The organism is Paraburkholderia sp. CNPSo 3274 (assembly GCF_024206475.1).
GTDB lineage: Bacteria > Pseudomonadota > Gammaproteobacteria > Burkholderiales > Burkholderiaceae > Paraburkholderia.
Map to the genome: position 1 here is coordinate 201,768 of NZ_JAMBPR010000001.1, position 26,537 is coordinate 228,304.

At 64.0% G+C, this 26,537-nt stretch carries 25 protein-coding genes; 13 read left to right on the top strand and 12 right to left on the bottom strand.

The features are described from left to right. Positions 1-6 precede the first annotated feature (6 nt). Entirely contained in the window at positions 7-648 is a 642-nt protein-coding gene (locus M3I54_RS00785; protein ID WP_254332222.1) for a hypothetical protein, read from the top strand. 9 nt (positions 649-657) lie between these two features. Here the strand turns inward: M3I54_RS00785 and M3I54_RS00790 are convergent, their stop codons facing one another. Beyond that, on the bottom strand, positions 658-1,518 hold the full coding sequence (locus tag M3I54_RS00790; protein ID WP_254332224.1) for an oxidoreductase: 861 nt from the start codon (positions 1,516-1,518) through the stop codon (positions 658-660). A gap of 287 nt (positions 1,519-1,805) precedes the next feature. On the opposite strand from M3I54_RS00790, the gene M3I54_RS00795 reads away from it, so the two are divergent. Further along, positions 1,806-2,663, top strand: coding sequence for an NADPH-dependent oxidoreductase (locus tag M3I54_RS00795; RefSeq protein WP_254332227.1), 858 nt, complete (start codon positions 1,806-1,808; stop codon positions 2,661-2,663). A gap of 65 nt (positions 2,664-2,728) precedes the next feature. Then, positions 2,729-3,640 (top strand): ketopantoate reductase family protein, encoded by a 912-nt coding sequence (locus M3I54_RS00800; protein WP_254332229.1) that lies wholly within the window; start codon positions 2,729-2,731, stop codon positions 3,638-3,640. 35 nt (positions 3,641-3,675) lie between these two features. On the opposite strand, the gene M3I54_RS00805 is transcribed toward M3I54_RS00800, so the two are convergent. The 5 genes from M3I54_RS00805 to M3I54_RS00825 form a co-directional block, all read right to left on the bottom strand. Beyond that, positions 3,676-4,125 (bottom strand): PaaI family thioesterase, encoded by a 450-nt coding sequence (locus M3I54_RS00805; protein ID WP_254332230.1) that lies wholly within the window; start codon positions 4,123-4,125, stop codon positions 3,676-3,678. A 151-nt stretch (positions 4,126-4,276) separates the two neighbouring features. Further along, positions 4,277-5,536 (bottom strand): benzoyl-CoA 2,3-epoxidase subunit BoxA, encoded by a 1,260-nt coding sequence (boxA, locus tag M3I54_RS00810; RefSeq protein ID WP_254332232.1) that lies wholly within the window; start codon positions 5,534-5,536, stop codon positions 4,277-4,279. A gap of 52 nt (positions 5,537-5,588) precedes the next feature. Further along, positions 5,589-7,016 carry a benzoyl-CoA 2,3-epoxidase subunit BoxB gene (boxB, locus tag M3I54_RS00815; protein ID WP_254332233.1) on the bottom strand — a complete coding sequence of 476 codons (1,428 nt, stop codon included), beginning with the start codon at positions 7,014-7,016 and terminating at the stop codon, positions 5,589-5,591. Between the two features lie 57 nt (positions 7,017-7,073). Continuing rightward, positions 7,074-8,759: a 2,3-epoxybenzoyl-CoA dihydrolase gene (gene boxC / locus M3I54_RS00820; RefSeq protein WP_254332234.1), complete on the bottom strand. Its 1,686-nt coding sequence runs from the start codon at positions 8,757-8,759 to the stop codon at positions 7,074-7,076. A 126-nt stretch (positions 8,760-8,885) separates the two neighbouring features. Continuing rightward, positions 8,886-9,842: a helix-turn-helix transcriptional regulator gene (locus M3I54_RS00825; RefSeq protein ID WP_254332235.1), complete on the bottom strand. Its 957-nt coding sequence runs from the start codon at positions 9,840-9,842 to the stop codon at positions 8,886-8,888. A 129-nt stretch (positions 9,843-9,971) separates the two neighbouring features. On the opposite strand from M3I54_RS00825, the gene M3I54_RS00830 reads away from it, so the two are divergent. From M3I54_RS00830 to M3I54_RS00845, 4 genes are all read left to right on the top strand, one after another. Continuing rightward, a complete protein-coding gene (locus M3I54_RS00830) occupies positions 9,972-11,597 on the top strand; it encodes a benzoate-CoA ligase family protein (protein WP_375542075.1) in 1,626 nt (541 codons plus the stop codon). Positions 11,598-11,611: 14 nt separating this feature from the next. Continuing rightward, complete coding sequence (locus M3I54_RS00835; protein ID WP_254332236.1) at positions 11,612-12,433, top strand: alpha/beta fold hydrolase; 822 nt, start codon at positions 11,612-11,614, stop codon at positions 12,431-12,433. Between the two features lie 294 nt (positions 12,434-12,727). Further along, on the top strand, positions 12,728-14,089 hold the full coding sequence (locus tag M3I54_RS00840; protein WP_254332237.1) for a sensor histidine kinase KdpD: 1,362 nt from the start codon (positions 12,728-12,730) through the stop codon (positions 14,087-14,089). Beyond that, positions 14,086-15,111, top strand: a complete 1,026-nt coding sequence (locus M3I54_RS00845; protein WP_254332238.1) for a response regulator — start codon at positions 14,086-14,088, stop codon at positions 15,109-15,111. The genes M3I54_RS00840 and M3I54_RS00845 overlap by 4 nt, the downstream gene beginning before the upstream one ends. A gap of 86 nt (positions 15,112-15,197) precedes the next feature. Here M3I54_RS00845 and cqsA read toward each other — a convergent pair whose 3' ends face one another. Continuing rightward, complete coding sequence (cqsA, locus tag M3I54_RS00850) at positions 15,198-16,499, bottom strand: alpha-hydroxyketone-type quorum-sensing autoinducer synthase (protein ID WP_051481303.1); 1,302 nt, start codon at positions 16,497-16,499, stop codon at positions 15,198-15,200. Positions 16,500-17,088: 589 nt separating this feature from the next. Next, on the bottom strand, positions 17,089-18,258 hold the full coding sequence (locus M3I54_RS00855; protein WP_254332239.1) for a GGDEF domain-containing protein: 1,170 nt from the start codon (positions 18,256-18,258) through the stop codon (positions 17,089-17,091). Positions 18,259-18,548: 290 nt separating this feature from the next. Here M3I54_RS00855 and M3I54_RS00860 point away from each other — a divergent pair, with 290 nt between their 5' ends. The 5 genes from M3I54_RS00860 to M3I54_RS00880 all read left to right on the top strand — a co-directional run bounded on the left by M3I54_RS00860 (position 18,549) and on the right by M3I54_RS00880 (position 23,312). After that, complete coding sequence (locus M3I54_RS00860) at positions 18,549-18,851, top strand: putative quinol monooxygenase (protein ID WP_254332240.1); 303 nt, start codon at positions 18,549-18,551, stop codon at positions 18,849-18,851. A 120-nt stretch (positions 18,852-18,971) separates the two neighbouring features. Beyond that, entirely contained in the window at positions 18,972-19,274 is a 303-nt protein-coding gene (locus M3I54_RS00865; protein WP_254332241.1) for a DUF2795 domain-containing protein, read from the top strand. Positions 19,275-19,440: 166 nt separating this feature from the next. Next, complete coding sequence (locus tag M3I54_RS00870; protein WP_254332242.1) at positions 19,441-19,791, top strand: response regulator; 351 nt, start codon at positions 19,441-19,443, stop codon at positions 19,789-19,791. Positions 19,792-20,248: 457 nt separating this feature from the next. Further along, entirely contained in the window at positions 20,249-22,381 is a 2,133-nt protein-coding gene (locus tag M3I54_RS00875) for a phosphocholine-specific phospholipase C (protein ID WP_254332243.1), read from the top strand. Between the two features lie 136 nt (positions 22,382-22,517). Beyond that, entirely contained in the window at positions 22,518-23,312 is a 795-nt protein-coding gene (locus M3I54_RS00880; protein WP_254332245.1) for an SDR family NAD(P)-dependent oxidoreductase, read from the top strand. 80 nt (positions 23,313-23,392) lie between these two features. Here the strand turns inward: M3I54_RS00880 and M3I54_RS00885 are convergent, their stop codons facing one another. The 4 genes from M3I54_RS00885 to M3I54_RS45065 form a co-directional block, all read right to left on the bottom strand. Beyond that, positions 23,393-23,557, bottom strand: coding sequence for a DUF1328 family protein (locus M3I54_RS00885; protein ID WP_028203076.1), 165 nt, complete (start codon positions 23,555-23,557; stop codon positions 23,393-23,395). 245 nt (positions 23,558-23,802) lie between these two features. Beyond that, on the bottom strand, positions 23,803-24,648 hold the full coding sequence (locus M3I54_RS00890; protein WP_254332247.1) for an alpha/beta hydrolase family protein: 846 nt from the start codon (positions 24,646-24,648) through the stop codon (positions 23,803-23,805). A 156-nt stretch (positions 24,649-24,804) separates the two neighbouring features. Further along, the gene (locus M3I54_RS00895) at positions 24,805-25,131 is read right to left on the bottom strand and encodes a hypothetical protein (protein WP_254332248.1); all 327 of its coding nucleotides are present in this window, start codon (positions 25,129-25,131) and stop codon (positions 24,805-24,807) included. A gap of 397 nt (positions 25,132-25,528) precedes the next feature. Next, entirely contained in the window at positions 25,529-25,999 is a 471-nt protein-coding gene (locus M3I54_RS45065) for a BON domain-containing protein (RefSeq protein WP_309249581.1), read from the bottom strand. A 98-nt stretch (positions 26,000-26,097) separates the two neighbouring features. On the opposite strand from M3I54_RS45065, the gene M3I54_RS00905 reads away from it, so the two are divergent. Then, a complete protein-coding gene (locus tag M3I54_RS00905; RefSeq protein ID WP_254332250.1) occupies positions 26,098-26,460 on the top strand; it encodes a hypothetical protein in 363 nt (120 codons plus the stop codon). Positions 26,461-26,537 lie beyond the last annotated feature (77 nt).

A 26,537-nucleotide genomic window follows, 5' to 3' on the forward strand; every position in this document is an offset into this window, starting at 1 on the left:
CATGATATGGAGGGAGTCTTCGGCGCGCACTGGGGCGCCTGGGCAGCCGTGGTGGGCAGCGGCGTCTTTCACGGCGTGAATCCGGCGATGGGTTGGCTGTTCGCGACGGCGCTCGGGCTGCAACGCGGGAGCCGCGCGGCGCTGCTGCTCGCTTTGCCGCCCATCGCACTCGGTCACGCCGCGTCCATTCTGCTGTTCACGAGTTCCACCGCGGCGCTGGGTGCGCACCTGCCGGGCGCAGCGCTGCATGGGTGCCTGGGCGCGCTCCTGATCGCGTGGGCCGCGTGGCAGCACGCGTATGGGCACCGGCACCGCGTGCGCGTGGGAATGACCGTGGGCTTTGTCGGGCTTGCGGCGTGGTCGGCGTTGATGGCCACGTTGCACGGCGCGGGACTCATGCTGATGCCCGCCATGCTGCCGCTGTGCGGTGGAGCGGGCGGCGCTGCGGGCCTTGCGAACCCGCTTGCGCTTTCGTTTGCGTTCACCGCGCTGCATACCGTCGCGACGCTCGCCACCACGGCCACCATCGCGCTGCTCGCCTACGAATATCTCGGTCTTGGCGTGCTGCGGCGAGGCTGGATCAACTTCGACTGGATCTGGCGCGGGGCGCTCGTCGCCACGGGCACGTTGATGATCGCAACGGCGTGAGCCACTGACTCAACTCCCCGCCGGATAGTCCGTGCCAAGGCTCAACTCGCGCCACGCCTCGATATCCGCAAGCGCCGCGCGCAAGCGATTCGCCACCGCATCCACGCCGAATGCGCCCAGCACGAGATGCCGCGGCGGCTTTTCGGTTTCCGTGATGCGTATCATCGCCTGCGCCGCGCGCACCGGATCGCCCGGCTGATGCCCGCTGCCTTGCGCCGTGCGCTGCATACGCGCGCCCGCCGTTTCGGCATAGTCATCGATACGGCTCGCCGTTTGTACGAGCGAGCGGCCTGCCCAGTCCGTGCGAAACGGCCCCGGTTCCACGCAGGTCACCTTGATGCCGAGCGGGCCGACTTCCGCCAGCAGCGAATCGGAGAATCCCTCCACGGCGTGTTTCGAGGCCGCATAGTAGCCAGAACCCGGAAAGCCCGCGAGCCCCGCGACCGACGTAATGTTGATGACGTGGCCCTTGCGGCGCGCACGCATGCCCGGCAGCACCGCACGCGTGAGCGCGAACAGGCCGAATGCGTTGGCATCGAACTGCGCGCGGATCTCGCGCTCCTCGCCCTCCTCGATCGAACTCTGATAGCCGTAGCCCGCGTTGTTGACGAGCACGTCGATCGCGCCGAACTGCTTTTGCGCGGCCGCGACGGCGGCGTCGATTTGCGCAGCGTCGGTCACATCGAGCGAGACGGGCAGCAGGCGATCGCCGGCCTCGGGCGCGAGATCGTCGAGCGACGCCTTGTTGCGCGCGGTCGCGACACAGCGCCAGCCGCGCGCGAGCACCGCGCGGGCAAGCTCACGGCCGAAGCCGGTCGAACAGCCGCTCACGAACCAGACCGGCGTTGCATTCGGGGCATCAACGGACATGGGAAGGCCTCCCGGAAGAAGGGGGCAGACAAAGCTGCCGAAGACAGGGGAAAGCGGAAGATGGCGCCGCCGCACGAAGCAGGTCACTGAGAGGTCAATGAGCCCGTTCGAACGCATGCGCAGTATCTGATGATACCGGTCACGCACGAACTCTGCTGGCGCGCCCTCGAGCCCGTGCCGATGAGCGCCTGCGCCGATCGCCCGAGCCATGTACCATACGGCGCTTGGCGCCGTGATCGATTTCGGCGCGCCACGAATCAACTGTCATTTGCCGGAGAAGAAACCCGATGTCCACCGTCACCACGCCCGCACGACCCGCCGCCGATATCGCCGATGCCATGCGCGCGCTCGAAGCGCGCTATGGCACGCCGTGGTCCGCGCCGCTGCCGGCCTGGAACGATACGCTCGACACGCTGCTCGCGCACCGCTCGGTGCGTAACTACGCGGACCGTCCGCTGCCCGATGGCACGCTCGAAACGCTGATCGCCGCGGCGCAATCGGCCTCGACCTCGTCTAACCTGCAAACGTGGAGCGTGGTTGCCATCGAAAACCCCGAGCGCCGGGCGCGCCTCGCCGAGCTCGCGGGCGGCCAGTCGCACGTTCGCGCAGCGCCGCTCTTTCTCGTATGGCTCGCGGACCTCTCGCGCCTCGAAGCGGCCGGTGCGCGTACCGGGGCGAGCGTCGAAGGTCTGCACTACATGGAGACGCTGGTCGTCGGCATGATCGACGCGGCGCTCGCCGCGCAGAACGCCGTGGTCGCACTCGAATCGCTCGGTATGAGCGCCGTGTATATCGGCGGCATCCGCAATCGGCCTGAACAGGTGGCCGCGGAACTGGGTCTGCCGCCGCGCGTGCTCCCCGTGTTCGGCCTGTGCGTGGGCTATCCCGACGAAACACGCCCTGCGGATGTGAAGCCGCGCTTGCCGCAGGAGGTCGTGCTCCATCGCGAGCAATACGATGCGCCTTCGCAAGCGGCCGCCATTGCGCAGTACGACGAAGTCATGGGCGGCTTCCAGACCGTCCAGGGTTTGAGCGCGGCGGGCTGGACCGTGCGTTCGCTCGCGCGCTGGCGCAGCCGCGAGTCGCTGCACGGCCGCGACCGCTTGCGCGACGCGCTAAACGCGCTCGGCTTCGAGTTGCGCTGAACGCACGGACACATCGCGGGACATCACCGGCGACGAAGCACGCACGCCACACAGGAGATACGCAAATGAAAGTCGCCGTCATGGGCGCAGGCGCAGTAGGCTGCTTTTTCGGCGGCATGCTCGCGCGCGCGCGACACGATGTGGTCTTGATCGGCCGGCCCCAGCATGTCGAGGCCATTACGCGCGACGGGCTGCGCCTCGAAGCGCAGCAGTTCGACGAGCGCATCGGCGCGCCGCATCTCACGGCCAGCACCGAAGCCGCCGCCGTGGCGGGCGCGGACCTCGTGCTGTTCTGCGTGAAGTCGACCGACACCGAAGACGCGGGCGCCGCGATCGAACCGCATCTGGGCGCCGACACGCTCGTGCTCACGCTGCAGAACGGCGCGGATAACGCGGAGCGCCTGCGCACCGCGATTCCGCAGGACGTGGCGGCTGCCGTGGTCTATGTCGCGACTGAAATGGCGGGGCCCGGCCACGTACGCCATCACGGCCGCGGCGAGCTGGTGATCGAGCCTTCGCGCGCGAGCGACGCCGCTGCGCGCACGCTCATCGACGCGGGCGTGCCCACGGAAATCTCACCCAATGTGCGCGGCGCGCTCTGGGCGAAGCTGATCGTGAACTGCGCCTACAACGCACTCTCGGCGATCACGCAATTGCCTTATGGGCGTCTCGTGAAGGGCGTGGGCGTGAGCGAAACGATGCGCGACATCGTGGGCGAATGCGTGGCCGTCGCGCAGGCCGACGGCGTAACGCTGCCGCCGGACATGGACAGCGCGGTGACACGCATCGCGCAGACCATGCCGGGCCAATACTCGTCCACGGCGCAGGATCTCGCGCGCGGCAAGCTCAGCGAAATCGATCACCTCAACGGCTATGTCGTGCAACGTGGCGCGGCGCTTGGCGTGCCCACGCCTGCGAACCGTATGCTGCAAACGCTCGTGCGGCTCATCGAGGACAAGGCGCGCTCGGCGATCTAGCTCGCGCGCGCCGGTGACGCGCCGTTCGCGATACGTCAGCGGTCGAACACGAGCAAGGTGGAGGTGGCGGACGCGTAGAGCTTGCCCTGCGCATCCGTGATGCTGGCCTCCGTGAAGGCCGCGCGGCGGCCAATGCTGAGCACGCGCCCTTCTGCGCGCACGATGCCGGTGTCGGCGGTCATGGGCCGGTGGTACGCGACCTTCAGCTCCAGCGTGGTATAGCCCTGATTCGGGCCGAGCCGCGAGTGCGCGGCGCACCCGCATGCGGAATCGAGCAGCGTGGCTGCATAACCGCCGTGCACCGTGCCGATGGGGTTGTACACGTGTAGACCGGGCGTGCCCTCGAACACGGCGCGGCCCTCCTCGACTTCGACAAGTCTGAAGCCGAGCGTTTCGCCAATGGCCGGGCCACGAGTCCCGTGCAGCATGTGCCGCAACTGTTCGACGCCGGTCAGGCCGGCGGGCATTTCAGCAACGAGGTTCATCGAGGCGATCTCCGTCTACGGCGCGCGTCTGTTCGCAACTGTGCGCGCCTTTGCGATTCGCCATCGTAACGCTTTTAGAACGATCGTGCTTAAATTATCGCGCGCCTCTCGCGTGTCTGGATTCAGGCCTCGATTCATTGCGCCGGACGTTTCAATACGTCTCGAGATGCAGCCGCCCTTCCCGCTTGAGGCGCTCCCACAACGCCTCCCAGCCCATGCCGTGCTTTTCGGCGATCTCCTGAAGCGCCTGCAGCACGCCATCTTCCATGCCCTTCAACCCGCAAACATAGACATGCGTGTTACCGTCCTTGAGCAGTTGCGCGACGTCCACGGCGCGCTCGCGCATGGCGTCTTGCACATAGCGCCGGGGCTCACGCGGGGTGCGTGAGAAGGCGAGGTTCGTGTCGATGAAATCTTTCGGCAGATTCATCAGGGGTCCGAAGTAGGGCAATTCCTGCTGCGTGCGTGCGCCGAAAAAGAGCATGAGCTTGCCGGTCGCACCCTTGAGCCTGCGGCGGCGGCGATATTCGGTCATCGCGCGCATGGGCGCGGAACCGGTGCCCGTGCAGATCATCAGCAGATGCGAGTTCGGATGATTCGGCATGAGGAAGGTATTGCCGAACGGCCCGATCACGGTCACCACGTCGCCCTTCTTCAGATCGCAGAGATAGTTCGAGCACACGCCATCAGTTGCATTGCCGCTGTGATCGCGCGTCACGCGCTTCACCGTGAGCGAAACGTTGTTGTAGCCGGGGCGCTCGCCGTCGCGTGGGCTCGCAATCGAGTACTGGCGTGCGTGATGGGCCCGGCCGTCCGGGTTCGCGCCCGGCGGCAGGATGCCGATAGACTGGCCTTCCAGCACCGGGAACGGCATGGCGCCGAAGTCGAGCACGATGTGATGGATGTCGCTTTCGGTGGCGTCGTCGGTGAGGCGATAGTTGCCGACCACCGTCGCCGTGGTGGGCGCCTTGTGCGTGTAGAGCTGGACATAGGGGCGCGCCGCCGACCACGGCGGTACGGTCGAGCCACGCACCATGTCGGAGCCGCCGACGGGCGCATCGGCGGCATTCGGCGCCGCTTGCGCAACGCTCGCCCCATCGCCCGATTCCGGCGCAACGACCGGCGCTCCCACCGATGGATTCTGCGCGGGCAGTTCGTCCCACGTGTACTGCTCGTCAATGGTGTACGCCCCGGCCTTGAGCACGTTGCGCCAGTTGTCGATCGCGCCGGTCGGGCACGGCGGCACACACGCCATGCAAGCGTTGCAGACATCGGCCTTCACCACATAGTTGGTGCCGTCGTGCGTGATCGCGTCGACAGGACACGTTTCCTCGCACGTATTGCAGCGTATGCAGATTTCAGGATCGATCAGGTGTTGCCTGAGAATATCCACGGGTAGCGGACCGTTCATGATTGTCTCCCACCGCGGCGCGCGAACGCGATGCTACGCGCCGCCGCGCCCCTCAGTTAAAGCGCACGTATTCGAAATCGATTGGCTGCCGATTGATGCCCATGGCCGGTGGCGCGATCCAGTTGGCGAACTTGCCCGGCTCGATCACACGGCCCATGAGCGAGGCCACGTAGGCGCGGTCTTCCGCGGTGGGCAGCCATTTTGCTTCGTTCGCGGCCCATTCGGTCTCGCCGATCACGCGGCCGTCCGGCGACACGCGCACGCCCGCGAACGTGCCGATCTGGCGGTTGAAGGCCTTGTGCGGCACGGTGAGGCGAACATCGATACCAGCCTTTTCCAGCACCTTGTTCCAGCGGTTCACGCCCGCAATCGAGTCCTTGATGTAGTCGTCGCGCAGCACTTCGTTCATGGCGTTGAGCATCGGCACTTCGCGCTCCACGAGCTTGCCGTCCTGCACGTCGAGCAAGCGGTATTGCTGGCCTTCGAGCTGGTGGTCGTCGTCGCGTTTGGTCTCTTCATAGCGGCCCTTCAGGCCCGAGCTGTAGAAGGTGGCGGCATTCGACGAGTGGTCGGCGCCGAACAGGTCGATCGTCACCGAGTAGTGGAAATTCAGGTAACGCTGGATCGTTTCGAGGTCGATCACGCCCGCGGCGCGCAAGCGTTTCACGTCGTCGGTCTTCAGCTCGTTCATGACCTGCGCGGTGCGTTGCACGACGCGCGAGACGCCCGACTCGCCGACGAACATGTGATGCGCTTCTTCGGTCAGCATGAATTTCGTCGTGCGCGCGAGCGGGTCGAAGCCGGATTCGGATAGCGCCGAAAGCTGGAACTTGCCGTCGCGGTCGGTGAAGTACGTGAACATGAAGAACGCCAGCCAGTCGGGCGTTTTCTCGTTGAACGCGCCGAGAATGCGCGGGTTGTCGTCGTCGCCCGAGCGGCGCTCCAGCAATGCTTCGGCTTCCTCACGACCATCGCGGCCGAAGTAGCGATGCAGCAGATACACCATCGCCCACAGATGCCGGCCTTCCTCCACATTCACCTGGAACAGGTTGCGCAGGTCGTACATGGAGGGCGCGGTGAGGCCGAGATGGCGCTGCTGCTCGACGGAGGCGGGCTCCGTGTCGCCCTGCGTGACGATGATGCGGCGCAGATTCGCGCGGTGCTCGCCCGGCACGTCCTGCCACGCCGCCTCGCCCTTGTGCGCGCCGAAATGGATCTTGCGATCCGCATCGCCCGGCGTGAGGAAGATGCCCCAGCGATAGTCAGGCATCTTCACGTGGTCGAAGTGCGCCCAGCCGCCCGCGTCGACGCTCACCGCCGTGCGCAGATAGACGTCGTAGCCGTGCGATCCGTCGGGGCCCATGTCGCCCCACCACGAGAGGAAGTTCGGCTGCCACTGTTCGAGAGCGCGCTGCAGCGCGCGGTCGTCGGCGAGGTTGACGTTGTTCGGGATCTTTTCGCTGTAATTGATCGTGGACATTGCGGTTCCTTGCGGCATATTCGACAGACGCGGCAAATGTGGCGGCGGATACGGATATCAAACGCGGGCGACGTCGAACTGCGCCTTGCTGCCCTTGCCGTACACCTTGAGCGCGCCTTTCTCGCCCACGGCGTTGGGCCGGTTGAAGATCCAGTTCTGCCATGCGGAGAGCCGGCCGAAGATGCGCGTTTCCATGGTCTCCGGTCCGTTGAAGCGCAGATTCGCTTCCAGGCCCGTGAGCGCGTCGGGCGACATGACCGCGCGCTCTTCCAGCGCGAGGCGGATTTCGTCGGGCCAGTCGATGTCGTCGGGCGAGGCCGTCACGAGGCCGAGGCGCTCCGCCTCGACCGGCTTGACCGCTTCGCCAATCTTCGCGCGCGCGGCATCGAGTGGTTCGGTTTCCTCATAGAAACGCCGCGCGAGGCGCGATTGATGCGTGACCATCGGGTAGAGGCCGAAATTCGCTTCAGAGAGCGTGATAGCCGGTTCTTCGTCTTCGTTCGCGGGCAGCGCGGCCATGTACGTGCGGTCCGCGGCGAACGCGAGTTCGGCGAAGGTGCCGGCGAAGCATGAGCCCGGCTCGATCAGCGCGAACAGCGAACGCGAAGAGACATCGATGCGCGCCAGCGTGCGGCGCAGCATGCCGATGGTCTCGCGCACGAACCAGTGGTCGCGGTGCGCGAGCAGCGCGGCGTCGGCGGCGAGCACGGTACGCGCGTCGCCTTCGGTCTTGAGAATCCACGTGCCGATGTCGAGCTCGTTGGTGCGCATGGAGAGAATCGCGTCGTCCAACTCGCGCGCGAACTGCAGCGGCCACCACGATGCACCGGCGGCGACGATTGATTCGATATCCGAAACAGGTGCCACGGCGGGCGCTTTCGCCGTGAATGTCGCGGTGCGCTTCGCGCGGTCGATCGTCACATCAACAGTTGAATAGCTCAGGCCGCCGTCGTTCCCCATGGGCTCCACGCGTTCGATGCGCGCGAGCGCAATGCCCTTCGCGTCTGCGGGACGATCGCTCCCGGCGGCCAGCTCGAGCGCGCGTGCCTGCACGGCCTGGCCGAACTGATTGGGCTTCACGACTTCGTCCACGAGGCGCCAGGCCTTCGCGCGCTCGCCGCGAACGCCTTCCACCACCGTGCAGAAGATATCGGCGCGGTCGTGGCGCACCTTGCGCTTGTCGGTGAGGCGCGTGAGGCCACCCGTGCCCGGCAGCACGCCGAGCAGCGGCACTTCCGGCAGCGCGACCGATGACGACCGGTCGTCCACGAGCATGATCTCGTCGCAGGCGAGTGCGAGTTCGTAGCCGCCGCCGGCACACGCGCCGTTCACGGCCGCGATGAATTTCAGGCCCGAATGGCGCGACGAATCTTCCATGCCGTTGCGCGTTTCGTTGGTGAACTTGCAGAAGTTGACCTTCCAGGCGTGGGTGGAGAGGCCGAGCATGAAGATGTTGGCGCCCGAGCAGAACACGCGGTCCTTCAGGCTGGTCAGCACGACGGTGCGCACTTCCGGATGCTCGAAGCGGATGCGCTGGAGCGCATCGTGCAGTTCGATATCGACGCCGAGGTCGTACGAGTTCAGCTTCAGCTTGTAGCCGTCGCGAATGCCGCCGTCCTCGGCGATATCCATGCCGAGCGTCGCCACGGCACCGTCGAACGAAAGCTTCCAGTGCCGGTACTGCGAGGGATCGGTGCGGTAATCGACCCGCTGCGGGGCGACGACGGTTTCGGCTGCGGCCATGAGCGTCTCCTGTCTACACTTCGTTTCAATGAACGATAGTGCAATGGAATGCTCATGTAAAGCATATTAGTGCATTTTAATGCATGAAATGGGTAAACCCGCGATGCCGCAGCCCGCGTCCGCCACTCACTCGATGCGGGGCGCCTCCGCTGCCAAACGGGCGGCGAGCCGGTCACGCAGTTGCAGATAGGCGTCGGCGAGCGTCTTTTCGCTGGTGTCGAAGGTCATGTCGGCGCGGCCATACAGCTCGCTGCGGCCAGCCAGAATGCGCTTGAGGTCGTCCATCGCCTCGCTATCGCCTGAATTGCCCGACATGGGCCGCAAGTCGCCCTGCGCCACGACGCGGCGCATGTGCTCTTCGGGCGCGGCCTGCAGCCAGACGGTAAAGCAATGCGCGAGCAGCACATTGAACGTGGCGGGCTCGGAAACGAGGCCGCCCGGCGAGGCGATCACGGCGCGCGGGTGCTCCGCGACCACGGCCTCGAGCGCCCGGTGCTCGTAGCGGCGATAAGCGCTCGCGCCATACAGCGAATGGATTTCCGAAGGCGGACAGCCCGCCAGCTGTTCGATCACCCGTGTCAGCTCGACGAACGGCACCTTCAACTCCTGTGCGAGCATGCGCCCGAGCGTGGACTTGCCCGCCCCGCGCAGGCCGATGAGCGCGATGCGCTCGTTGCGGTGTGGATCGGCGCTCGTGTGCGAGAACATCTCGGCAAGCGCCACGCGCGCGCGCTGCAAGGCAGCCGGATCGCGCCCCTGCAGCAACTCGCGGATCAGGAGCCATTCCGCCGACGAAGTCGTGACGTCGCCGGTCACCTCGGCGAGCGGGCAGTTCAGCGTGTTCGCGATTTGCCGCAACACCAGCACGGAGGCATTCCCCACCCCGGACTCCAGATTCGCCAGATGCCGCTCCGAGAGCCCGGTTTCCGCCGCCAGCGTCTTGCGCGTCATGCCGCGCCGCGCGCGCAGCATGCGTACGCGCTCGCCCATGGCAGTCAGGAACGGATCGCGTTCGGTGCGCTCGCCGCGCGCGGCGTCGTCGACGGCTTCCGCTGGTAGCTCGGCAATGTAAGTTTGCTTCATCTTAGGGAATCCCTGAACCTGCGTTTATGTACTATAGTGCTTGACATGCATTTTACTAACCGCTAATTTTCCGCGAAAAGGTTGATCGACGACAAATCCGATCGAGGCAGACAGAGCGGAGACAACACCGTGCCAATCCAAGCAGTGTCGCCGGAACACGCCGCGGCCGTGCCGCCGCCCGCGCAATTCAACTTCGCCACGCACCTGTTCTCGCTCAACGCCGCGCGCGCCGCAAAGACCGCTTATATCGACGACACGCTCACGCTGAACTACGGCGAACTCGAAACGCAGGCCCGCCGCTTCGCGGCCGCCATGCGCGCGCTGGGCGTCCACACGGAGGAGCGCGTTCTGCTCGTGATGCTCGATACCGTCGAGCTGCCCGTCGCGTTTCTCGGCGCGCTCTATGCCGGAATCGTGCCGGTGGTCGTCAATACGCTGCTCACGTCAGCCGACTATGTGTATATGCTCACGCACAGCCGCGCGCGCGTGGTGATCGCGTCGGGCGAGGTGCTGCCCGCCGTGAGCGCAGCGCTGACCGAAGCACACTGTGAGGACTGCAAGTTAATCGTCTCGCAGCCCGCTTCTCAGCCTTCTTCTCAGCCCGCTTCTCAGCCCGTTTTGCAAGAACCACAAAGCGTTCTCGCCGATCTGATCGCGCGCGCCGAGCCCGCCCCGCGCGCCGCGCAAACGGGCTGCGACGACATTGCATTCTGGCTCTACTCGTCGGGATCGACGGGCAAACCCAAAGGCACGGTGCATACGCACGCCAATCTCTACTGGACCGTCGAGACTTACGCGAAGCCCATTCTCGGCATACGCGAAAACGACATCGTGTTTTCGGCGGCCAAGCTGTTCTTCGCCTATGGCCTCGGCAATGGCCTTTCGTTTCCGCTGTCGGTAGGCGCGACCACGATCCTGATGGCCGAACGCCCCACCGCCAACGCCGTATTCGCGCGCCTCGTGCAGCACCGGCCCACGGTGTTCTACGGCGTGCCCACCCTTTACGCGAGCATGATGGCCTCACCCAACCTCCCGGCACGCGCCGACGTCGCGCTGCGCGTGTGCACCTCCGCGGGCGAAGCGCTGCCGCGCGAACTGGGCGAGCGCTTCAGGGAGCACTTCGGCAGCGACATTCTCGACGGCCTCGGCTCCACGGAAATGCTGCACATCTTCCTTTCGAACCGTCCAGGCGCGGTCGAATACGGCACCACCGGACGCCCCGTGCCCGGCTACGAAATCGAACTGCGCGACGAGACCGGCGCGCTCGTGTCCGACGGCGAGATCGGCGACCTCTTTATCCGCGGCCCGAGCGCGGCAGTGATGTACTGGTGCAATCGCGAGAAGTCGCGCGCGACCTTCCTCGGCGACTGGGTGAGGAGCGGCGACAAGTACCGGCGCCTGCCGGGCGGCGCCTATGTCTATGCGGGCCGCAGCGACGACATGCTCAAGGTGAGCGGCCAGTATGTCTCGCCCATCGAAGTGGAAATGGTGCTCATGCAGCACGACGCGGTACTCGAAGCGGCCGTGATCGGCGTCGATCAGGGCGGGCTCGTGAAGACCTGCGCGTTCGTCGTCCTCAAGCCGTTGGCAGTGGAAACCTCGCATGACACGTTGGCCGAGCAGTTGAAGGCGTTCGTCAAAACGCGGCTCGCGCCGCACAAGTATCCGCGCGACATTCTGTTCGTCGACGATCTGCCGAAAACGGCGACCGGTAAAATCCAGCGTTTCCGGCTGCGTCAGCAGTTTCAGTCGTGACAGTGACAAGCGCCATGAACGAAAGCGAATTTGCCGAGCTGCCCGCCACGTCCACGCGCGAAGCGCTGCGCATCGAATATCGCTGGATTGCGGCGGCCGCCAGCGATGCGCCGCTCGCCGTGTTCCTGCATGAGGGTCTCGGCTCGATCGCGATGTGGAGGGACTGGCCTGCCGCGCTCTGCGAGCGCCTCGGCATGCGCGGGCTTGTTTATTCGCGCCCGGGTTACGGGCGTTCTACACCGCGCGCGCAAGGCGTGAAATGGCCGGTCGATTTCATGTCGGCGCAGGCGCGCGGCGTTTTACCTGCGCTGCTCGACGCGCTCGGCGTAAGCGCCGGCGAGCGCGCGCGCATGTGGCTGATCGGTCATAGCGACGGCGCATCCATCGCGCTGCTCTACGCCGCCGCCTTCCCCGAAGCACTCGCGGGCGCGGTGGCGATTGCGCCGCACGTGTTCGTCGAAGACATTTCGGTCGAAAGCATCGGCGAGGCGAAGGTTGCGTACGCAACGACGAACCTGCGCGAAAAACTCGCGCGCTATCACGACGATGTCGATTCCGCGTTCTATGGCTGGAACGATATCTGGCTCGATCCCGCCTTCCGGTCCTGGAACATCGTCGGCGAACTGGCGTCGATTCGCGCGCCGTTGCTCGCCGTGCAGGCCCTCGACGACCACTACGGCACCATGGCGCAAGTCGAGGCAATTGGCGCGGCCGTGCCGCACGCACGCGTCCACACGCTCGCGCAGGGCGGCCACTCTCCGCATCGCGACGCGCCGCAGCCGCTGGACGACGCCATCGAGCAATTCGTTCTTGCACAACGGAAGCCGGCAAACTGAAGGCCGCGCACGCAAATCTCAGCGCCCCCGCAAGACCCTCTAGCGCCCATCGAATGCCTCCAACCGCGCGTAAACCGATGCACCGCGCATAGAACTCCCCTTCCAGCACTGTCCCGAAGCCCATCCAAGGCCAAACTAAGGGCCAAACCCGCCTCATCGCTGCAATCCTTTGGTGATATTGTCTTTCTTTGCGGGGTGGAGACGGGGTCCGACCACGCGAACCCAACGGTAAAACGGGGCACCAAAAAGCGAGACGCAAGAAGACCGGCCGGATCACGCGCGCCGGCCAGAACGATGAGCGATTCCATCCTGATGAACGTTTCAAGAACCTCGGTGCGACTGAGGCGAGCCTGGGCGTCGATGCGTCCGCGCTTCGTGCGCGCCTTCGCGCCCGCGCTGCGCAACCTGCAATACGTGAAGCGCCGCATGCGCCCGCTCGCCGTCGTGGCGAGCGTGGGCTTCCCGCTTTACTACTACGTCTGGAAAGACCTCTTTCCTCAGCCGTATGAAAATCTCACGCTGCGCCTGATCGGCTCGTTGCTGTTCGTGCCGATCCTGGCGTTCGAGCGCTGGCCCGCCGCGCTGAAAAAGCTGCTGCCGTGGTACTGGTACTTCTGCACGCTCTACGCACTGCCGTTCTTTTTCACGTTCATGCTGCTCAAGAACAACGGCAACGAAGTGTGGGTGGAAAGCGCGCTGATCGCGGCGTTCGTGATGGTGCTGCTGCTCGACTGGCTCATGCTCGTGCTGCAGTTTCTCGCGGGCATCAGCCTCGCTGTGATCGCGTATTGCCTCACCACGTACCCCATTGTTCTCGGGCCGAACTACTTCACGCATCTGGCGATTTTTTCGTTCGCGGTGGCGATCGGCGCGGTGGCCAATTACGATCAGGACCGCATTCAGATCGAACAGGAACGCGCCATGCTGGCCACAGCGGGTAGCGTGGCGCACGAACTGCGCACCCCGCTCGTGGCGATACGCGTGGGCGCCGCGGGCCTCATGCGCTATTTGCCCGCGCTGCTCGACACCTATCAGCTTGCCCAGCGCAGCCGCTTGCCCGTGCCCAAAATACGCGTGGCGCATCTTCATTCCCTGCAAGGCGTGGTCGGCCGCATTGAACAGGAAGCACTGCATTCGAACGCGATCATCGACATGCTGCTCGCCACGGCGCGCTTCACGGGCGGCAACATGCAAAACGCAACGACGTGTTCGATCGTACATTGCGTGGAAACCGCGCTCGCGCGCTTTCCGTTTCGCGAAGGCGACCGGCGTCGGGTAATCTGCAATCTGCGCCCCGATTTCGAATTCCACGGATCTGAAATGCTTACCGTTCACGTGCTCTTCAATCTGCTCAAAAATGCCTTCCGGCATATGGGCAGCATCGACGGCGCGCAGATTTCGATTCGTCTTGAATCAGGGCAACGGGCCAATCGTTTGATTTTCAGTGATACGGGCACCGGTATTTCCCCTGAGGTATTGCCGCACATCTTCACGCGCTTTTATACTTCGACAACCGCCACCGATGACGTGACGCTCGGAGCAGGAATCGGGCTGGCATTCTGCCGCGATGTCATGCAAGCGATGGGTGGAGCAATTGCCTGCTCTTCCGTAAAAGGCGAATATACCGAGTTCGTTTTGACATTCCCTGCGCCATGACGAAAGCCATTCAGCCGTTCTCCTATCCGACCACCGTCGCATTCGTCGACGACAGCGCCGCGTTCCTTTCGAACCTGAGCCTGCAACTCGACCCCGACCTGGCCTTCCGCCTGTTCAGCTCGCCCTCGGAGGCGCTGAAGTTCCTCAATGGCCGTACGCCGCACGACCGCGCGGCGGAGCCTATCTTCAGCCCCTATCTGGACCGTACTGAAGAAAACGATGCGCACCAGGTCATCGCCATGCGCGTCGATGCGATACGTAGTCTCGTACATAACGCGTCGCGCTTCGAATCGGTTTCGGTCGTGGTGGTCGATTACGACATGCCCGAACTCAACGGCATGGAGTTTTGCCGCCGTATTACCGACCCGTCGATCCGGAAAATCGTGCTGACCGGCAAAGCCGACGAGCACGTGGCCGTGAAGAGCTTTAACGAAGGGCTGATCGACCGCTTCATCCGCAAGCATGAGGTCGATGCGGTGGAAACGCTGAACCAGGCGATCGACGATATGCAGCGCGCGTATTTCGACCGCTGCTGCAGCACGGTGCTAGACGCGCTCGCCGTTTCCGAATATGCATTCCTCAAGGATCATGCGCTCGCCGAGCACGTGAAGAGCATTGCCGATTCATTGGGCATCGTCGAGCACTATCTCTCGTATCAACCGCACGGACTCCTGATGTTCGACGGTGTCGGCACGGCGTACCTGCTCGTCATTCACACCGACGAATCGCTGCGCGGCGTGCGCGAAATCGCCGTCGAACAAGGTGCGCCCATCAGCTTCCTCGCGGAACTCGACAGCCGTCGCAGCCTGCCCTATTTCTGGCGCACGGAAGGCTATTACCCGTCACAGTGCGTGGAATGGCAGCCGTATATGCACCCCGCATCGGAATTTCACGGCGACCGCCGTTATCTCTACGCAGTCGTGAAGAAGCCGGCGGGGCTCGCGCTCGACAACGTGCTGCCCTACGACCGGCATCTCGACCAATTGGACCGCGAGATCCAGGCGGCGTGGGACTCGCCCTGATTTACGCTGCGTTTTCCGCAGGCCGTAAATCAGGCGCACCCCACGCTATCGCTGTCTCGCTCCATGCCACCTCAACGGCGCGCGGCTCAAGCCGCGACGGCCACCATCGGCATGTTCACCACAGCCTGCGGCAGACGCACGCGCGCACGGCCCGCGTTGCGTTCGTTGCGGCGCGTGGACGGCCAGTTCCACATCTGCACCTCGTCGCGAATCTCCGCACACACTTCCACGAGCCGCTCCAGTTCTTCCTCGCACAGTGCCGCATTGAGCGAGAGCCGCACGAGCGAGCGGTTCTGCGCCGTGGCGGGCGCACAGAACACCGAACCAAAAATGCCGCGCGCCTCGAGCGCGTCGCGCAGCACGATCGTCTGCGGCTCCGGCCCGGCTTCGAGCGCGATGATCTGCGTTTCGCTGCCGTTCAGGTTGTAGCCAAGCTCGGCAAGCCGTGAGCGCACGTAGCGCGCGTTGGCCGCGACACGCGCGCGCCGCCAGTCTTCGCGCTCGATCACGTCGAGCGTCGCCGCGAGACCCGCCGTTTCATGCGGCAGCAGCGTCGAACTGAAAATGGCGGGCAGCGCCTCGCACTTGAAATACTCCTGAAAACGGCGCGAACAGCTGATGATGCCCGCGCGCCCGGCAAACGCCTTCGCAAGACTCGCCGTGCGGAAATGCACGCGGTCGATGAGCCCGAGCTCGGCCACCATGCCCGCGCCGTGCGGGCCGTGCGTGCCGAGTGAATGCGACTCGTCGACGACCAGCACGCAGTCGTGCTCGGCGCACACTTCGGCGATCGCCGCGAGCGGCGCAACGCTGCCGTTTGTGCTGTATACCGAATCGACGATCACAATCCCGGCCCCGTAGCGCTGGATGCGCTGCTCGAGATGATCGACATCGTTGTGGAAGAAACTAATCGCGCGTGCGCCGGCGCTGCGTATGCCTTCCCACAGCGACATATGCGCCATCATGTCGACGTACACCGGCGTCTGCGCATTGGCGATCGATTGAATCAGCCCTGTATTCGCGGCAAAACCCGACTGGCACAACACACTCGCTTCGGCCCCCATGTACGACGCGAAACGGTCTTCGAGCGCGAGTTGCGGGCAGTCGTCGCCGTGCAGGAACACGCCCGACATCAAAAGCCCGTTGCCCTCCGAGCGGATGCTCATGCACATTGCATCAAGAATCTCGGGGTGGCGCGCAATCGAAAGGTAGTCGTTACTCGAAAGGTGCAAGGCATCAGCATCGGCAACACGGCCCTTCATGATGTGGCCCCCGGCCCAGCTTTCCTGCACGCGCTCGGTGTAGTAGCGATCGACACGTGCTGCGAGGAATGCGGGCAATGCCGCGTCGTTGTTATGTGCGTTACGCCAGTTGCTGCCAACTTTCATCTCAGGCTCCTTGTGGTTAAAGGCCGGCCCCGGAGGCGACTTGTCTGGTCAGAATGGATTCCGGAAGGCAGGCCCGTAATGTGCCCGCAGCGAAACGACACGCGCGATGAGGCATGACGTGCACGTTTCGGCAGCGGACTTTTGAATGTGGGTGATGCAATGACCGGCGAGCGCGTGAGTCGCGGCGCGCGGCGGGGAGCGGTCACGGCCGGCGGCGCCAGAGCGCGCTTGAGAGAAAACCAATGCGGGCGCAGGGCGCCAGGAGCAGGCGCCTTCATATCCGCACGAATCCCGCTTCGCGTGATCGCCACTGGTTACAAGGGAAGAAACGCCCGCCCGAAAATTTTTGAGGCGCGCCACGCAGGCCACCTGGACCATGCACGTCATGCAGCGAAAGCGCCTTCACGCTGCACGCAACGTCAGTCGCGCCATTGATAATTATCGTTTAAAAACAGTGCTGTTAAGACCTTCGCCGTGCGCAACTATGCATAGCGCATGGAGTTTCGACAAGGTTTGGCCGCCGCGCCGCGAAAGGGCGCGAGCCTCGATTCACAACGCATAGATTGCGCGAAGGAGACCGACAGAATCGTCAGATGGTCACGACGCGGTCGCGCCCGCGTGACTTGGCGACATAGAGCGCGGCGTCGGCGCGCGCCGTCAACGTGGCGAGTGAATCTTGCGCCTGGAGTTCATCCACGCCCGCGCTGAATGTCAGCCCGTCATGGGCCACTTGCGCGGATTCGCGGGTGTGAGCGTCAGCGCTGCGGCACACGGAGAGCGTCAACACGCGCAATTCATCGAGACGCCTCACGGCGTCGTCGCGGGTCATGCCCACGAAGAGCAACGCGAATTCCTCGCCGCCGAGGCGGCCAAACAGGTCCTCTACGCGCACGCCGCCCTTCACGATGCGGCAGAACTGCGCGAGCACGCGGTCACCTGTGGCGTGTCCGTAGCGGTCGTTGATCGACTTGAAGTGATCGATATCGACAATCGCGAACGCGACCCGCTGGCCCTTCGCGCGCGCGGCTTCGAGCGACGCGTTCGCCTGGGCGAGAAAGGCGCGGCGTGTGAGCGCGCCGGTCAGCTCGTCCTGGTTCGCGAGCCGTTCGAGCCGCTCGGCCATACGGTCGTGCGCGAGCAGGACCATGCCGATCGAAAGCGAAGGCAGCACGAGAATGCCGAGCGCGAGCCATGCCACGTTGAGCGGCGTGAAGTCGAGCAGCCCATACTGCTTCACGAAGCCGCTGCCATACATCACCCCGCGCAGCGCGTGCGCGAACGCGCCCAGCCAGGCCGCCAGGGTCACGAACCGGTAGCTGTACACGGGGCGCTCGGGCGGGCGGCAACGCAGTGAGAGCCAGCCGAGCGACGTGTAAATGGCCGCATGAAATGCGGAGACGACCGCCACGCGTGCGCCGAGACTGGGCGTCACCCAATACCACCACACAATACCCGTTGCTAGCGCAACGGTTCCCGCGTAGGCAAGCGGCACGCGCGGCTTGAGCCCGAAGAACTGGCGGCAGCCCTCGAGCAGGCGTACTACGGCGAGCGCCAGCAACGTATTCGAAACGAAGACGGTCAGGATGGGCAAGCCGAGCCGTTGCAGGCCCGCAAGCAGAAGCGCCACGCTCGCCATCAAATAGGCGCCGATCCACCGCCCGACGCCGGGAATACCCGCAGGCCGCAGGGAGCCAAGAATGGCGAGGCTCATGATGCTCGAAAGCACCGTGACGAGAAGAATATTGACCGGATCTAACATGTACGGCGTGGTCTGAAGATATGCCTGAGTTTACGGCATCAATTTGAAAAACATTCGTCCTGGCCCCGTGTAGAGGGTTTATTCGAAACTGGATGGCTGGCCGGGTGAAGCGCGGCTGTGACTCGGCATAGTGAAAAAGAACCCTGAATCTTCCCGACTCCATTTGGACTACGAATCGTAATCTTCACGCAGCAAACAGGAAAAACCCGCCGCGCCCTCCCGGCGCTTGACGAACACCCCAAAGGACCGCGACCATGCCTGAGACGCCACGTCGTAACAGGAGCCATGTCATGACCCAACATGCGTTGTACGTCGAGCTGCACGCGCAGCCCGGCAAGGAAGAGGAATTGGCGGCATTTCTCGCGAGCGCGAAGCCGCTGGTCGATGCAGAGCCCGCCACGGCGGCCTGGTTCGGCGTGCGCTTCGACGCAACGACGTTTGCGATCTTCGACGCATTCGACGATGAAGCCGGCCGCAACGCGCATCTGAACGGCCAGGTGGCCGCGGCATTGATGGCGCGCGCGGGGGAACTGCTGGCCGCGCCGCCACAGATCCGCCGCGCCGATGTGCTCGCCGACAAGCTTCCCGCCTGAACGACCGCCAGATTGCCCGAGAGGACCGGCGCGCGCCCACATTCGTAAATAGGGGAGCACAGGTAAAAGGCGGCAGGAATGGCATCTGCGGGGGGATCAGGATCTTCGAAGGAGAAGCCGATGAAGCCTGCTTCCGCTTGCGATGCAACAGGAGCTGACAACCCAGACCAGGCGCGTTCGAACGCCGAGGTGCTGACCGGGCGCGTGCTGCACGCCCTCGAATGCGTCACCTGGCCTGCGCACCCCGCCACGCTGATCGAAAGCGCCGAGCGCAGCGGGGCGCCGCGCGACGTGATCGACGCCTTGCGCCGGTTGCCCGACGAGGCGTTCGGCAGCTTTCCCGAAGTCTCGGCACTCATCGTCGCGGCGCAACTGAGCGCGCGCGACTCCACCGCCCAGCGAGGTCCCGCAACACAAGGATGACGGGCGAAACCGAAACGATGCCGACCGTGGCCTCGATTACGCGTCACGGGAACAGAAATTGCGCACTTTGGGACGGTCGCCGGATCCTCTCGGCCCGCCGCGACGCGATCACGAAGAACAAAGGCGCAGCCGCCACGTTCGGCCGGGCCGCTCACGCAAGCAACGTATGGCTACCGTATTACTAGTCGACGACGACACCAACGCGCTCGATGCACTCAAGGAACTGGTCGGACAGGAAGGTTACCGGGTCAGAACGGCCACAGACGGTTCTGATGCGCTGCAAAGCGCGCTCGACGACCCACCCGATGTCGTGATCTCCGACTGCATGATGCCGCGCATGGACGGTCTCTCCCTCATGCGCGAAATGAGGCGCAGCAGCAAGCTCGCGAGCGTGCCGCTCGTGCTCGTCTCCGCGCTCGTCACCCTGCCCCCCGACGCCGACGTCGTGGGCTTCCTGCGCAAGCCCTTCGCGGTTTCGCAACTGCTCGACATCCTCCACCGGGTCGCCATGCCCTGACAAGCTCGAGCCTCGTACACCGCATGAACGATTTACATCGTCGTTGTAGCGACTGACGCGAAACGGGGGCGCGCAACGCGCCCACTCGCTGGCGTTTCCTTGCTTTGGGTTCCTGATCGATAGCCACGCCTGGCAGCCAGGGCATGACTGATGCTGTGGATTCGGCGTGGCCGGTCCAGTTCGTGCCGGCATGGGGATCGAACGGCCTGGACGGCGGCGGCAAGAGCGACTGAATCCCCCTGCAAGCGACCACGACCGCCAGGGCGCATCGTTGTGCCCTCAACTTCCGCAACCTTCTGGATAACCGGCGCGCGCCGCGCGCGGGCCGCCCGAGGCCGGAGGCGTGAAGCTCTGACGAGCGCGCACGCTCACCCACAACCGTTCATCGAGCGCCCGCGGCGGCGCCAACGTGTCATGCTAATGCTCGCGAGCACAACGACAACAACGCGAACACACCATGACTTCGATGGACCGCCGTGATTTCCTTCGCGCCGCCGCCGCGGGCGCGACGCTCAGCCTGGCTTCCCCCGCCATCCAGCGGGCGCTGGCCATTCCTGCAAACAACGCAACCGGAACGATCGAAGACGTGCAGCATATCGTCGTCTTCATGCAGGAAAACCGCGCGTTCGACCATTACTTCGGCACGCTGCCCGGTGTGCGCGGCTTCTCGGACCGCATCACGATTCCCTTGCCCGACGGCGCCAACGTGTGGCAACAGAGCGACGGCGCACGCACGCTGCTGCCGTTCTACCTGGACAGCCGCAAGGGCAACGCGTTGCTCGCGGGCGGCGCGCATAACTGGGCCGACGCCCACGAGGCCTGGGCCCATGGTCGCATGACGCATTGGCCCAAGTTCAAGGGCGACGCCTCGATGGGCTATTTTCAAGCCTCCGACCTGCCATTCCACTTCGCGCTCGCCAACGCCTTCACGATCTGCGACGCCTACTATTGCTCGCTGCACGGCGGCACCAATTCGAACCGGCTCTTTCTGTTCACCGGCACGAATGGCCCCACGGCCTCGCCTTATGCCGTGGTCGACAACAACGGTTGGGACAACATCGGCGCGCCGTCCACTGGTCTGAAATGGACCACGTATCCGGAACGCTTGCAGGCCGCAGGTGTGACGTGGAAGGTGTACGAAAACCAGCCCGAAAACTACAGCGACAATCCGCTCGTCGGGTTCGCGAGCTATCGCAAGGTTCTCGAGGCAATCGAAGGTTCACCCAACGTGCCGTGGACCCAGGCGCTCGACGCACGCGAGCCGCTGTACAAGGGCGTCGGCAATACGATGCCCGATGGCGGCTTCCTGCAGGCGCTCAACGACGACATTGCAGCGAACCAGTTGCCTCAGGTGAGCTGGATCATCGCGCCGCAGGCCTATTCCGAACACCCCGCCGTTTCGACGCCAGGCCAGGGTGCGTACTATCTCCAGAAGCTGCTCGAAGCGCTTACGCGCAACCCGGACATCTGGAGCAAGACCGTACTCTTCGTGAATTTCGACGAGAACGACTGCTTCTTCGATCACATGCCGCCGCCTTGCCCGCCCTCGCGCATCAAGGACGGCGAGTACGCAGGCAAATCCACGGCCAGTACGCGCCACGAATACTTCACCATGCCGAATCCTCCCGGCGACGGCAAGCCGGTCACGCCAGACGGCTTGCCGTTCGGGCCCGGGCCGCGCGTGCCGATGATCGTCGTCTCGCCGTGGAGCGCGGGCGGCTATGTGAACTCCGAAGTCTTCGATCACACGTCGGTGCTGCGCTTCATCGAAATGCGCTTCGGCGTGCGCGAACCGAATATCAGCCCGTGGCGGCGCGCGGTTTTCGGCGACCTCACCTCGGCATTCAACTTCAGCACACCGAACGAAAATCCTGTACAGGCGTTTTCCGCACCCACGACGGCCGAGGCCGATGCGCTGAACAAGCAACAGAACGCACTCAATCCCGTGCCGGTGCCACAGCCCGACACGCAGACCATGCCGCAGCAGGCGCGCAAGGCGCGGCCCTCGCGCGCACTGCCGTACCGCCTCAACGTGGATGCGAGCGTCGAGGGGCGTCATCACAAGGTTCAACTGGAGTTCGGTAACGAAGGGAAAGCAGGCGCCGTCTTTCACGTGTACGACCCGCTTCACCTCGATAAGCCACCGCGTCGCTACACCGTCGAAGCAGGCAAGACACTGCGCGACACGTGGACGCCCACCGCCGCCGACGACGGCGCATACCGCCTGTGGGTGCTTGGGCCGAATGGCTTTCATCGCGCATTCGAGGGCAACGTGCGCGCGGCGGCGCACGGACCCAATCCCGAAGTGCGCGTGCGCTACGACGCCGCGAGCAACGCACTCGAGCTGAGCATCGCGAATCGCGCGAGCGCGGCTTCGAACGTGAGCGTGACGGCCAATGCGTACCGCAGCGACGGGCCCTGGACTTACGCGTTGCGCGCCGGCGAGCAGGTTCAGTCGAACTGGGCGCTCGCGGATTCGGGGGGCTGGTACGACTTCACGCTGAGCGCGGAGAACGGTGTGATACGGCGCTTCGCGGGCCGTGTAGAAACCGGCAAGGACAGCGTGAGCGATCCGGCGATGGGTACGTGAGGCGCCTGAGAAAACATCCAGAACGCCTGCGCAGTACACTGCCCGTTCCCTTCACGATGGCCGCGCGCGACGTTGCGTCCCACACGCTCAACTCGCGTTCAGCAGCGTGGCCAGCCTTTCCCCTCAAGGAGCTCGCATGAAAATCGATCTGACTGGAAAACTCGCGCTCGTCACTGGCTCGGCTGCAGGCATCGGTCTTGCCGCGGCCAAAGGCCTCGCGCTCGCGGGTGCCGACGTGATCGTCAGCAGCCGTCACACCGAAAGCGTGCGCGAAGCCGAGGCTGCGCTGCGTACCGCTGCGCCCGGCGCGCGGGTGCAGGGCTTCGTCGGCGATCTTTCCAACGCTCAAGGATGCGACGCACTCGTGAAGGCGCATCCGCAGGTGGACATTCTCGTGAACAATCTCGGCGTGTTTCAGCTGCAGGACTTCTTCGAGATTCCCGATGCCGAGTGGCTGCGTTTCTTCGAAACGAATGTGATGTCGGGCGTACGTCTCTCGCGCGCCTATGTGAATGCAATGGTCGAGCGCGGCTGGGGGCGCATCGTGTTCATCTCGTCGGAATCGGGATTGAACATTCCCGCCGACATGATCCACTACGGCATGACGAAAACCGCGCAACTCGCGCTTGCACGCGGCCTCGCCAAGCGCCTTGCGGGTACGGGCGTCACGGTCAATTCGGTACTGCCGGGCCCGACACTTTCAGAAGGCGTGACGCAGATGCTCAAGGACGAAGTGGCCGCTTCGGGAAAAACCGTCGAGGAAGTCGCCGCGCAGTTCGTGCAGACACATCGAGGCTCTTCCATCATCCGGCGCGCCGCAAGCGTGGAGGAAGTGGCGAACATGATCGTCTACGCGTGCTCGAAAGAGGCTTCCGCAACCACGGGCGCGGCCTTGCGCGTGGACGGCGGCGTGGTGGATACCATCGCGTGAAAGGAACGCAGCCGTCGAATACAAAAACGCAGCCCGCGCGGGCGGGCTGCGATTCGACTGCAGCAAGCGTGGCTCGCTGATTAGCCCCTTCTCACGACGCCAAGCAACAACGTGACGAGGAAAATCACGAGGAAGATGAAGAACAGGATCTTGGCGATCGATGCCGCACCCGCCGCGATGCCGCCAAAACCGAACACGGCCGCGATGATCGCGATGATGAAGAAAATGACAGCGTATTGAAGCATGACGTCCTCCTGCATCCGGTGCGAACCGGCTCAAGGGTGGTCGCCGCGCCCCGGCGCCGCGTGCGGTCGCCTGATGCCCGGCATATGGTTGAGCAGGACGGATCTACGCGCCCGCCCCTGCAGGACCATTGCAGCAAGCGCGGTGCCTGAGGTCGGCTGCGCGCCCCCGGGTATCGTGTGACGCAATCACGTTGGACGGATGTTGGCAAACGCTCGCGCGCCGGAAAAGCGCGCGCCGTGATGCGTTACACCACTTGCGGATGCCAGCCGGCGCGCTGAAACGCCGTGGCGAAGAAAAGCACCTGGTAGCGGATCGAGTTCGACCAATAGGACCACGTATGGCCGCCGGGGCGTTCCGCGTAATCGTGAGGCACGCCAAGTTCGACGAGCTTTTCATGCAACGTGCGGTTCGACTGCACGAAGAAGTCGCTCACGCCGCAGTCGATGGTGAGCGCGATATGAGCGTGTTCGAAGGCTTGCGCGCTATCTACGATCGCATTGCTGTTCCAGAACGACGCGTGCCGCGCGGGATCGCCGAATACGTGATCGATGCCGGGCTCGTCTTCGCAGTTGCGCGGATCGACTGCGCCGCTAATGCTGCCGGCCGCGCCGAACGTCTCCTGCCGGTCCAGCGCGATGCGCAGCGCGCCGAAACCGCCCATGCTCAAACCCGTGATCGCGCGCGCCTCGCGCATGGCGATCGTACGGAAATGCGTGTCGATATACGACACGACCTCGCTGCCAACATACGTTTCATAACGACTGCTCCGATCAAACGGGCTGTCGATGTACCAGCTCTCGTGACCGCCGTCCGGCATCACGAGCACCACGTGATAGCGGTCGGCGAGCTTGCCGATGTGGGTGTTCGAGGTCCAGTCGGCATAACTGCCGCCCGAACCGTGCAGCACATAGATCACCGGAAAGCGCGCGGCGGGCTTGCCGCGCGCGTAGTCGTCGGGCAAGACGACGGTCGCGTCGAACGAGCGCTGCATCGCGGCGCTGGGGATCGAAACGATACGCGTCTGGTAAGCCCAGACGGGAGCACTGAGAAGCAGAGCCAGAACAAACCAGCATGCGCGGACAATAGCCATGAGAAGTCGCTCTTGTGTTGACTGCCACGAAAGACAACTGCTTTCGAGGACTCTAACAAGGGCCACTTACAGCCAAATTTCAACGTGCCATTCGAATGGCTGGCGAGCGTGTGAGAACCCACATGGTGGGAGATGAAACGCCGTGCCGGCTATCTGTCAATCGCCATTGCGCCGCCTGCGCCGCAGCCGTCCTTCCGGCTCGCCCTCGTGCAGCAAACCCTTTTGACGCGCCGTGAGCGGATCGGTCAAACACGGCTCCGCGTCGAGTTCCTGCTCGAAACGCTCCCACATGCCCGCTGGCGTATTCGCTGTGCCGACGCGCGTACCGATCGTGAGCCGGATCTGGTTCGCCCGGCTGATGGTGGAGCGCAGCCGGTGGATTTCCCATAGCAACCGCAATACGACGGGCAAGGGATTCCGATCGTAGATTTCAGCCAGATCCGCCGCCGTGAGCGGAGGGAGGTGACGATGATCCCGTCCCATTTTCCGCCCCAAAACACTGTATATTTATACAGCCTATCACATGTCGGAGCATGGCGGGCCGATTGGCAATCGCGGGACCATTGAGGAGGTATTTGAGCGGGCAAAGGCTTGGCTGGGATGGGATTGTTATCCAAGGACCCCAGAGACCCCCTACTTGATGGGAGAGGAATACGACTTCGACGCCTATCTGCTACGTCACTCGTCTGTCTCGTTGTTCTATGCCGAGAAGATTGATCTTACCCACGTTCAGTGGACACCTTGAAAGGAGCGTACTAGCTCCGCGAGGTGTCTCATGGAACGCAAGGAATACAAACGGTATAGCCGGTCATTGAAGCTATGTGGCGTTCATCGCGTGGCCTACCAGTGATGTACTCACTTCATTTTCGCGAGTCGCTGGCTAACGGCTGTTCCGCAAGGTCAACTGATTCGTCACCGACCTGACTCCGCGCACCGATCTTGCCGCGTTGCCGGCGAGCGCGATCTGCCTGCGCTCAGGCACCCATCCCGTGAGCGTCACGACGCCGAGGCGCGCCCTGACCCGAATCCCTGAAGCATCCAGGCTCGGTGTCCGCCCGAGGGCGCTGCGGACGTCACGACTCACGGCACTATCCGGCCTGTTCTGAAGCCGCGACGTCGAGTACGCTACCCGATGCGCTGTCGCGCCAGCGCCCGTGTCCTCACCCATGTGTGCGCCAGCCTGGATCGGGCCACAACTCATGGGGACCATCGCCAGGATCGCGCAGATTTTGACGCTCGCACCGCTCATATTCATGCTCCCTTTCAGCAAAAGACGATAGATCCACAAGTCCGGTCTTCGTTTAGGTTCGTCGTTATCGGTGAATGACTCAAGGGGGTATGTCTTCTGCATGGAGCGAGGCGCGCGAGGGGATCCGACGTCGCAGGCCGTGGGACTCAGTGCGGCCAGGAGCGGACGGTCGACGCGACGGGCTGGATCGTCGACAATGTGTGCGGGAACAAGAATTCGAGGAAGCAATGCGCTTGTGGGCCAAGGCCAACTCACGGGAGTGGCCGAACATAGAATCGGTTCTGATCCTTGGGCTGACCGACGGTGTCCTACTCATCCGTTACTTCTCGTTTTCAACTCGCGATGTTGAAGGGGATCACTGGTATTCCACTTTGGACGAGGCCAAGCGAGATGCCGGGCAAGGGTACGGTGTCGAGCCGACTGCATGGCAGGCTATGCCCGACGAGGAAGATGAACTTTATCAACTGAGCGTGATGCCGATTGCCGGATACTCCTACGATACGGAGAATGCTGAATGGGTCGCATCGAAATTCACCGATTATTCTCCGAAAACGGTGCTCTAAGTTAGGCGACGATCGGCCACTTGCGGGCGGTCGACATTTGCCGGTAAGTTGTCGAAGTTTGGGCTTCAGGAAGGCGA

What these genes read in the sequence shown, in the direction of transcription:
- M3I54_RS00870 (WP_254332242.1), top strand. Translation starts at nt 19,441, where the DNA reads ATGGCTACCGTATTACTAGTCGACGACGACACCAACGCGCTCGATGCA.
- M3I54_RS00890 (WP_254332247.1), bottom strand. Translation starts at nt 24,648, where the DNA reads ATGGCTATTGTCCGCGCATGCTGGTTTGTTCTGGCTCTGCTTCTCAGT.
- M3I54_RS00860 (WP_254332240.1), top strand. Translation starts at nt 18,549, where the DNA reads ATGACCCAACATGCGTTGTACGTCGAGCTGCACGCGCAGCCCGGCAAG.
- M3I54_RS00785 (WP_254332222.1), top strand. Translation starts at nt 7, where the DNA reads ATGGAGGGAGTCTTCGGCGCGCACTGGGGCGCCTGGGCAGCCGTGGTG.
- M3I54_RS00790 (WP_254332224.1), bottom strand. Translation starts at nt 1,518, where the DNA reads ATGTCCGTTGATGCCCCGAATGCAACGCCGGTCTGGTTCGTGAGCGGC.
- M3I54_RS00885 (WP_028203076.1), bottom strand. Translation starts at nt 23,557, where the DNA reads ATGCTTCAATACGCTGTCATTTTCTTCATCATCGCGATCATCGCGGCC.
- boxC (WP_254332234.1), bottom strand. Translation starts at nt 8,759, where the DNA reads ATGGCCGCAGCCGAAACCGTCGTCGCCCCGCAGCGGGTCGATTACCGC.
- M3I54_RS00855 (WP_254332239.1), bottom strand. Translation starts at nt 18,258, where the DNA reads ATGTTAGATCCGGTCAATATTCTTCTCGTCACGGTGCTTTCGAGCATC.
- M3I54_RS00835 (WP_254332236.1), top strand. Translation starts at nt 11,612, where the DNA reads ATGAACGAAAGCGAATTTGCCGAGCTGCCCGCCACGTCCACGCGCGAA.
- M3I54_RS45065 (WP_309249581.1), bottom strand. Translation starts at nt 25,999, where the DNA reads ATGCAGAAGACATACCCCCTTGAGTCATTCACCGATAACGACGAACCT.
- M3I54_RS00800 (WP_254332229.1), top strand. Translation starts at nt 2,729, where the DNA reads ATGAAAGTCGCCGTCATGGGCGCAGGCGCAGTAGGCTGCTTTTTCGGC.
- boxA (WP_254332232.1), bottom strand. Translation starts at nt 5,536, where the DNA reads ATGAACGGTCCGCTACCCGTGGATATTCTCAGGCAACACCTGATCGAT.
- M3I54_RS00875 (WP_254332243.1), top strand. Translation starts at nt 20,249, where the DNA reads ATGACTTCGATGGACCGCCGTGATTTCCTTCGCGCCGCCGCCGCGGGC.
- M3I54_RS00805 (WP_254332230.1), bottom strand. Translation starts at nt 4,125, where the DNA reads ATGAACCTCGTTGCTGAAATGCCCGCCGGCCTGACCGGCGTCGAACAG.
- M3I54_RS00880 (WP_254332245.1), top strand. Translation starts at nt 22,518, where the DNA reads ATGAAAATCGATCTGACTGGAAAACTCGCGCTCGTCACTGGCTCGGCT.
- M3I54_RS00845 (WP_254332238.1), top strand. Translation starts at nt 14,086, where the DNA reads ATGACGAAAGCCATTCAGCCGTTCTCCTATCCGACCACCGTCGCATTC.
- M3I54_RS00825 (WP_254332235.1), bottom strand. Translation starts at nt 9,842, where the DNA reads ATGAAGCAAACTTACATTGCCGAGCTACCAGCGGAAGCCGTCGACGAC.
- M3I54_RS00895 (WP_254332248.1), bottom strand. Translation starts at nt 25,131, where the DNA reads ATGGGACGGGATCATCGTCACCTCCCTCCGCTCACGGCGGCGGATCTG.
- M3I54_RS00865 (WP_254332241.1), top strand. Translation starts at nt 18,972, where the DNA reads ATGAAGCCTGCTTCCGCTTGCGATGCAACAGGAGCTGACAACCCAGAC.
- cqsA (WP_051481303.1), bottom strand. Translation starts at nt 16,499, where the DNA reads ATGAAAGTTGGCAGCAACTGGCGTAACGCACATAACAACGACGCGGCA.
- boxB (WP_254332233.1), bottom strand. Translation starts at nt 7,016, where the DNA reads ATGTCCACGATCAATTACAGCGAAAAGATCCCGAACAACGTCAACCTC.
- M3I54_RS00840 (WP_254332237.1), top strand. Translation starts at nt 12,728, where the DNA reads ATGAGCGATTCCATCCTGATGAACGTTTCAAGAACCTCGGTGCGACTG.
- M3I54_RS00795 (WP_254332227.1), top strand. Translation starts at nt 1,806, where the DNA reads ATGTCCACCGTCACCACGCCCGCACGACCCGCCGCCGATATCGCCGAT.